The following is a 6,270-nucleotide window of genomic DNA, read 5'->3' as shown; positions in this document are numbered from 1 at the left end:
GGCTTCGGCGCGCTCTGGCTGCCCTGGGGGTGGTTGGCGCATCGGTTGCTGTCCGCGCCGGTCGGACCGGGCCGGACGGTCGCGGCCGTGATGGTGTTGCCCAGCGCGTGGGTGGCGGCCGAGGCCGTGCGGTCCTGGCCGCCGCTCGGTGGGTCGTGGGCGGCATTGGGCGCGTCCCAATCCGCGCAGCCCGTCACCCTGGCGTCGGCGTCGTTGGGCGGGGTGTGGCTGACGAGTTTCCTTGTGGCCGCGGTCAATACGGCTCTGGTGGGTGCCGTCGTGCATCGCGAGCTGTCCGGCCGGCTCGTCGTCCTGGGCTGCGCGGTGGGGCTGGCGGCGGTCGGCCCGGCCTGGTATTTCCTGGGCCCGATGCCCGCGGGCGGTCCCACGGTGCGGGTGGCGCTGGTGCAGCCCGGCGACATCGCCGACGCCGGCGCGCGCCAGGCCGCAAGCGAGGAGCTCACCGCCTCGGTTGCGGGTCAGCGCCCGGACTTGGTGGTCTGGGGAGAAAGCAGCGTGGGATCCGATCTCGCCAGCCACCCGGAGGTTGTGGCGCGGCTTGCCGAATTGTCCCGGCGGGTGGGCGCGGACCTGTTGGTCAACGTCGACGCGCCCGCGCCCGGCGGCGGGATCTACAAGTCGGCGGTGCTCATCGGGCCGGGCGGAACCTTGGGCACGTATCAGAAGACCCGGCTGGTGCCGTTCGGCGAATACGTGCCGCTGCGACCGCTTTTCGGCTGGATCACCCGCCACAGCAGGGCCGCCGCCGAGGACCGGCAGCGCGGGACCGGACCCGTCGTGTTGCATGCCGGCGCCCTGGCGATCGGCCCGTTGGTCAGCTACGAGACCCTGTTCTCCGACCTCGCCCGCCTGGAGGCGCAACTGGGGGCGGAGTTGTTGGTCTATCAGAGCTCCACGTCGTCATACCAGGGTAGTTGGGCGCAGCCGCAGTTGGCCGCGCAGCCGGCCGTCCGCGCCGTCGAGGCGGGCCGCCCGGCCGTGCACGCCGCATTGTCGGGCGACAGCTCGGCCTTCGACGCGCAAGGCCACCGGCTGGCGTGGTGCCCGTCGAACGTTCGCGGCGTAACCGTGGTGAGCGTGCCGCTGCGGTCGCGCGTCACGCCCTACCAACGGCTGGGCGACAGGGTGCCGGTGTTGGCCTCCGTCGTCCTCGTGGTGGCGCTGGTGCGCTGGCGGCGCCCCGCCCGCGGTGGCGGGTGAGCAGGTGAAGCGCCGGATCCTCGAGGCGCGCTAGCGGCGCAGCCTGTCTCCGACTATGAGACGACGTTCGAATTTGATATCGCCGGTGATATCAAGTTTCGCGATCGGATGGTGGTCTACAAACTGGTACCTATGTGACCGATGTGACGAGCGTGATCCTACGCGGCGAACCGCTCAGTGCCCGCGGGCCACCCACTCCTCGTAGTGCACGATCTCGTCGCCGATCGTGGTGCTGTCGCCGTGGCCCGTGTGCACCACCGTCTCGCCGGGCAGCTTGCCCAGCCGCTCGGAGATGGACTGCAGGATGGTCGGGAAATCCGAATACGAGCGGCCCGTCGCGCCCGGGCCGCCGGAGAACAGGGTGTCCCCGCTGAACACCACACCCAGGTCGTGCGAATACCAGCACACCGACCCCGGGGAGTGGCCCGGGGTGTGCATCGCCCGCAGCTCGGTACCGCCCACGCTGAGCGTCTCGCCGTCGGAGATGGAGCGAAAGTCGCTGTCGGGATGCGTCATTCGCCACAGCACGTCGTCGGCCGGATGCAGCAGCACCGGCGCGTCGAGCGTCTTGCTCAGTTCCGGTGCGACCGTCACGTGGTCGTTGTGCCCGTGCGTGCACACCACCGCGACGACGTGGCGGCCTGCCACGGCCTCGACGATCGGCTCGGCCGTGTGCGCGGCGTCGAACACCACCACGTTGGAGTTGTCACCGATCAGCCAGATGTTGTTGTCGACTTCCCAACTGCCGCCGTCTAATTCGAACGTGCCGTGGGTGACCACCTTCTGAATCTCGACCATCAGAGCATCACCACCGAACGCAGCACCTTGCCCCCGTGCATCTTGTGGAAGGCCTCCTCGACGTCTCCGAGGCCGATGCGCTCGGAGACGAACTGCTCCAGCGGCAGCCGGCCCTGCAGGTAGAGGTCGATCAGGGTGGGGAAGTCGCGCTCGGGCAGGCAGTCGCCGTACCACGACGACTTCAGCGACCCGCCTCGGCTGAAGAAGTCGATCAGCGGCATCTCGAGCTTCATGTCGGGCGTCGGAACCCCCACCAGCACAACGGTTCCCGCGAGGTCGCGGGCGTAGAAGGCCTGCTTCCAGGTTTCGGGCCGGCCGACGGCGTCGATGGCGACGTTGACCCCGAACCCGTCGGTGAGGTCCTGGATGGCCTCGACGACGTCGGCCTGGCGGGCGTTGACGGTGTGGGTGGCGCCGAACTTGCGGGCCCAGTCCAGCTTGGTGTCGTCGGTGTCGACCGCGATGATGCGCCGGGCGCCGACGAGCGCGGCACCGGCGACGGCGGCGTCGCCGACGCCGCCGCAGCCGATCACCGCGACGGTGTCGTCGCGGGTCACCCCGCCGGTGTTGATCGCCGCGCCGATGCCCGCCATCAGCCCGCAGCCGAGTAGGCCCGCGACGGCTGGGTCGGCGGCGGGATCGACCTTGGTGCACTGGCCGGCGTGCACCAGCGTCTTGTCGGCGAACGCTCCGATCCCCAGCGCGGGCGTCAGCTCCGTGCCGTCGGTCAGCGTCATCTTCTGGGCGGCGTTGAAGGTGTCGAAACACAGGTGCGGGCGACCGCGCTTGCAGGCCCGGCACTGGCCGCAGACGGCACGCCAGTTCAGGATCACGAAGTCGCCAGGCTCGACCCCGGTGACCCCGGGCCCGACCGCCTCGACCCGGCCGGCGGCCTCGTGGCCCAGCAGGAAGGGATACTCGTCGTTGATGCCGCCCTCGCGGTAGGTCAAATCGGTGTGGCACACCCCGCAGGCGATGACGTCGACCAGAGCCTCGCCGGGTCCGGGGTCCGGAACGACGATGTCCACCAGCTCGACGGGTTCGCCCTTCTTTCGTGAAATCACGCCGCGCACTGTCTGACTCATGGCCACCAACCTACGGTGTACCGTCGCAGGGCATGCGCGCCGGTGACGAGACCGCCTCCGAAACGTCAGAAGAATTCAGCGAACGAATTGCCGCGGCCATCGACGGCGCCAGCCTGACCCTGCTGCTGAGCATCGGGCACCAGACCGGTCTGCTGGACACGATGGCCGGACTGGCGCCGTCCACCAGCGCGCAGATCGCCGAAGCGGCCGGCCTCGACGAGCGTTACGTGCGCGAGTGGCTGGCCGGCATGACGACCGGACGCGTCGTCGACTACGACGCCGCCACCGCCACCTACTCGCTGCCCGCGCACCGCGCCGCCGTGCTGACCCGGGCGGCCGGGCCGGACAACCTGGCCCTGGTGGCCCTGTTCGTCCCGCAGCTCGCCGAGGTCGAACAGAAGATCATCGGCTGCTTCCGCGACGGCGGCGGCCTGCACTACGGCGAGTTCCCCCGGTTCCACGCGCTGATGGCCGAGCAGAGCGGCGTCGTCTACGACAAGGCGTTGGTCGACGTCGTGCTGCCGCTGGTCGACGGGCTCGTCGAGCGCCTGCGCGGCGGAGCCGACGTGGCCGACTTCGGCTGCGGCAGCGGCCACGCGATCAACGTGATGGCGCGGGCGTTCCCGGCCAGCCGCTTCACCGGCATCGACTTCTCCGACGAGGCCATCGCCGTCGGCGCCCGCGAGGCCGCCGACCTCGGCCTGGCGAACGCGAGCTTCGAGAGCCACAACCTGGCGCAGTTGGACAAGGCCGAGGCCTACGACCTCGTCACCGTCTTCGACGCCATCCACGACCAGGCCCAGCCGGCGCGGGTGCTGGAGAACATCCACCGCGCGCTGCGGCCCGGCGGCGTCCTGCTGATGGCCGACATCAAGGCGTCCAGCCGGCTCGAGGACAACGTCGGCGTGCCGATGAGCACCTACCTCTACACCACCTCGCTGATGCACTGCATGACGGTGTCGCTGGCCTTGGACGGCGCCGGGCTGGGCGCCGCCTGGGGGGCACAGCTGGCCACGGCGATGCTGAGCGACGCCGGCTTCGGCGACGTTCGGGTGGCGGAGATCGAGTCCGACCCGATCAACAACTACTACATCGCCTCTAAGTGATGCCGGCCCTCGACGCCCTGGATGACTGGCCGGTCGAGGCCGCCGCCGCGGCGGTGATCGGGCCCGGCGGGGTGCTGGCCAGCCACGGCGACACCGAACGGGTCTTCGAGCTGGCGTCGGTGACCAAGCCGCTGGTGGCGCGCGCCGTGCAGGTGGCCGTCGAAGAGGGCGTCGTCGACCTGGACACCGCCGCCGGACCGCCCGGCGCCACCATCCGGCACCTCCTGGCCCACGCGTCCGGCCTGGCCATGCACAACGACCACGTACTGGCCGCCCCCGGGGCACGGCGCATCTACTCCAACCACGGCTTCACCGTGCTGGCCCAGGCGGTGGAGAGCGAGTCGGGGATCGAGTTCGGCCGCTACCTGGCCGAGGCCGTGTGCGAACCCCTGGGCATGGCGGCGACCCGGCTGGACGGCGGCGCGCTGGCCGCAGGGTTCGGGGCGAGGTCCACCGTGACCGACCTGGCCGCCTTCGCCGGCGACCTGCTGCGACCGGCGACGGTCTCGGCCGAGCTGCACGCCGAGGCGACGGCCGTGCAATTTCCCGGCCTGGACGGCGTGTTGCCCGGTTACGGCGTCCAGCGGCCCAACGACTGGGGGCTGGGCTTCGAGATCAGGGACGCGAAATCGCCGCACTGGACGGGCGCGGGCAACTCGCCGCGAACGTACGGCCATTTCGGCCAGGCGGGGGGCTTCATCTGGGCGGATCCCGAACGGGACCTGGCCCTCGTGACCCTGACCAACCGCGATTTCGGGGAGTGGTCACTGCGGCCGTGGCCTGCGCTTTCCGACGCCGTGCTGGCCGAATACGCCTAAGGGAAAATGCACACTAGCGCAACATGGGTATCACAGGGCACAATAGACACGCACGACACACAAAATAGTTAGCAATCCTGCTTTCCAGGTGCCGCCAGGTCGTTGGGGAAGACGTCCCTCGCGGAACCGAAGGAGCAGGAAATGCGTGCGTCGAATCAATTCGCCGACGTGACGACTGGCGTGGTGTACGTGCACGCTTCGCCGGCGGCGGTATGCCCGCATGTCGAGTGGGCGTTGTCGTCGACCCTGGGGTCGAAGGCGAACCTCACGTGGACGCCGCAGCCGGCCATGCCCGGACAACTGCGCGCCGTCACCAACTGGGTCGGGCCGGTGGGCACCGGCGCGAGGCTGGCCAACGCCTTGCGCTCCTGGTCGGTGCTGCGGTTCGAGGTCACCGAAGACCCCAGCCCCGGAGTGGACGGCCAGCGGTTCAGCCACACCCCGCAGCTCGGCCTCTGGAGCGGGTCGATGAGCGCGAACGGCGACGTCATGGTCGGGGAGATGCGGCTGCGCGCACTCATGGCCCACGGCGCCGACACCCTGGCCGCCGAGCTGGACACGGTGCTGGGAACGGCATGGGACGACGCCCTCGAGGCGTACCGCGACGGTGGCGAGGTCGGCGAGGTGACCTGGCTCAGTCGGGGCGTCGGCTAGCCGCGCGCTTGACGGCTATGAGGGCTCATCTTCGGCGGGGGAGTCGTCGTCTTCAGCCAGGTGGCGCAGCACTCGTTCGTTGAGGGCGGCGAGCATGTCAAGCTCCGCCGGGGTGAGCAGGTCGATGAAGTTCCGCCGGACGTCCTCCACGTGCCCGGGTGCCGCCTTCTCGATGGCGGCGCGGCCGGCCGGTAGCAGGCAGACCATGGTGCTGCGAGCGTCGTTGGGGTTCGGCTCGCGGCAGATCAGCCCGTCCTTCTGCATGCGCCGCACCTGGTGGGAGACACGGCTCTTCTCCCATCCCAGTGTGTTGCACAGGTCGTGCGCGGGCATGCGGTCCCCGTCGTGGCTTGAGAGCACCGCCAGGATCTCGTAGTCGGCCCCGGACAGACCCGATTTTTGCAGGCCCCGGTTCAGGTGCACGTCGAGCTGATGATGCGCGTGCTGGAAGGCCCGCCAGGCGCGGTCTTCACGAGGGTCCAGCCAATTCGGTTCCATCACCCACCATGCTAGCGGATTGGTTGACTCGTCAACAAACCTTTCTTAAGGTTGAGTAGTCAACCTTTCCGACGAGTTCAGACGGGACAC

The 6,270-nt window shown here is 69.7% G+C and carries 7 protein-coding genes; 4 read left to right on the top strand and 3 right to left on the bottom strand.

Annotation, left to right across the window (positions count from 1 at the left end):
- Positions 1 to 1,221: apolipoprotein N-acyltransferase (gene lnt, locus A5713_RS03910; RefSeq protein WP_068092733.1), on the top strand; the 1,221-nt coding region annotated here is incomplete at its 5' end.
- Positions 1,222 to 1,395: 174 nt separating this feature from the next.
- Here lnt and A5713_RS03905 read toward each other — a convergent pair.
- Together A5713_RS03905 and A5713_RS03900 are read right to left on the bottom strand one after the other, a co-directional pair.
- Positions 1,396 to 2,019 (bottom strand): MBL fold metallo-hydrolase, encoded by a 624-nt coding sequence (locus A5713_RS03905; RefSeq protein WP_068092673.1) that lies wholly within the window; start codon positions 2,017 to 2,019, stop codon positions 1,396 to 1,398.
- Positions 2,019 to 3,104 carry an S-(hydroxymethyl)mycothiol dehydrogenase gene (locus tag A5713_RS03900; RefSeq protein WP_068092667.1) on the bottom strand — a complete coding sequence of 362 codons (1,086 nt, stop codon included), beginning with the start codon at positions 3,102 to 3,104 and terminating at the stop codon, positions 2,019 to 2,021. Before A5713_RS03900 ends, A5713_RS03905 begins: the two co-directional genes overlap by 1 nt.
- A 32-nt stretch (positions 3,105 to 3,136) precedes the next feature.
- On the opposite strand from A5713_RS03900, the gene A5713_RS03895 reads away from it, so the two are divergent.
- The 3 genes from A5713_RS03895 to A5713_RS03885 all read left to right on the top strand — a co-directional run bounded on the left by A5713_RS03895 (position 3,137) and on the right by A5713_RS03885 (position 5,682).
- Positions 3,137 to 4,210 (top strand): class I SAM-dependent methyltransferase, encoded by a 1,074-nt coding sequence (locus tag A5713_RS03895; protein ID WP_068092663.1) that lies wholly within the window; start codon positions 3,137 to 3,139, stop codon positions 4,208 to 4,210.
- Positions 4,210 to 5,028 (top strand): serine hydrolase, encoded by an 819-nt coding sequence (locus tag A5713_RS03890; protein ID WP_068092661.1) that lies wholly within the window; start codon positions 4,210 to 4,212, stop codon positions 5,026 to 5,028. Before A5713_RS03895 ends, A5713_RS03890 begins: the two co-directional genes overlap by 1 nt.
- 141 nt (positions 5,029 to 5,169) lie before the next feature.
- Entirely contained in the window at positions 5,170 to 5,682 is a 513-nt protein-coding gene (locus tag A5713_RS03885; protein ID WP_067917864.1) for a DUF3145 domain-containing protein, read from the top strand.
- 15 nt (positions 5,683 to 5,697) lie between these two features.
- Here A5713_RS03885 and A5713_RS03880 read toward each other — a convergent pair whose 3' ends face one another.
- Positions 5,698 to 6,180 (bottom strand): MarR family winged helix-turn-helix transcriptional regulator, encoded by a 483-nt coding sequence (locus A5713_RS03880; protein WP_067917866.1) that lies wholly within the window; start codon positions 6,178 to 6,180, stop codon positions 5,698 to 5,700.
- Positions 6,181 to 6,270: the final 90 nt, after the last annotated feature.

Source organism: Mycobacterium sp. E2497, from assembly GCF_001668695.1.
Classification (GTDB): domain Bacteria; phylum Actinomycetota; class Actinomycetes; order Mycobacteriales; family Mycobacteriaceae; genus Mycobacterium.
This window is presented reverse-complemented; position numbering and strand designations above follow the sequence as displayed.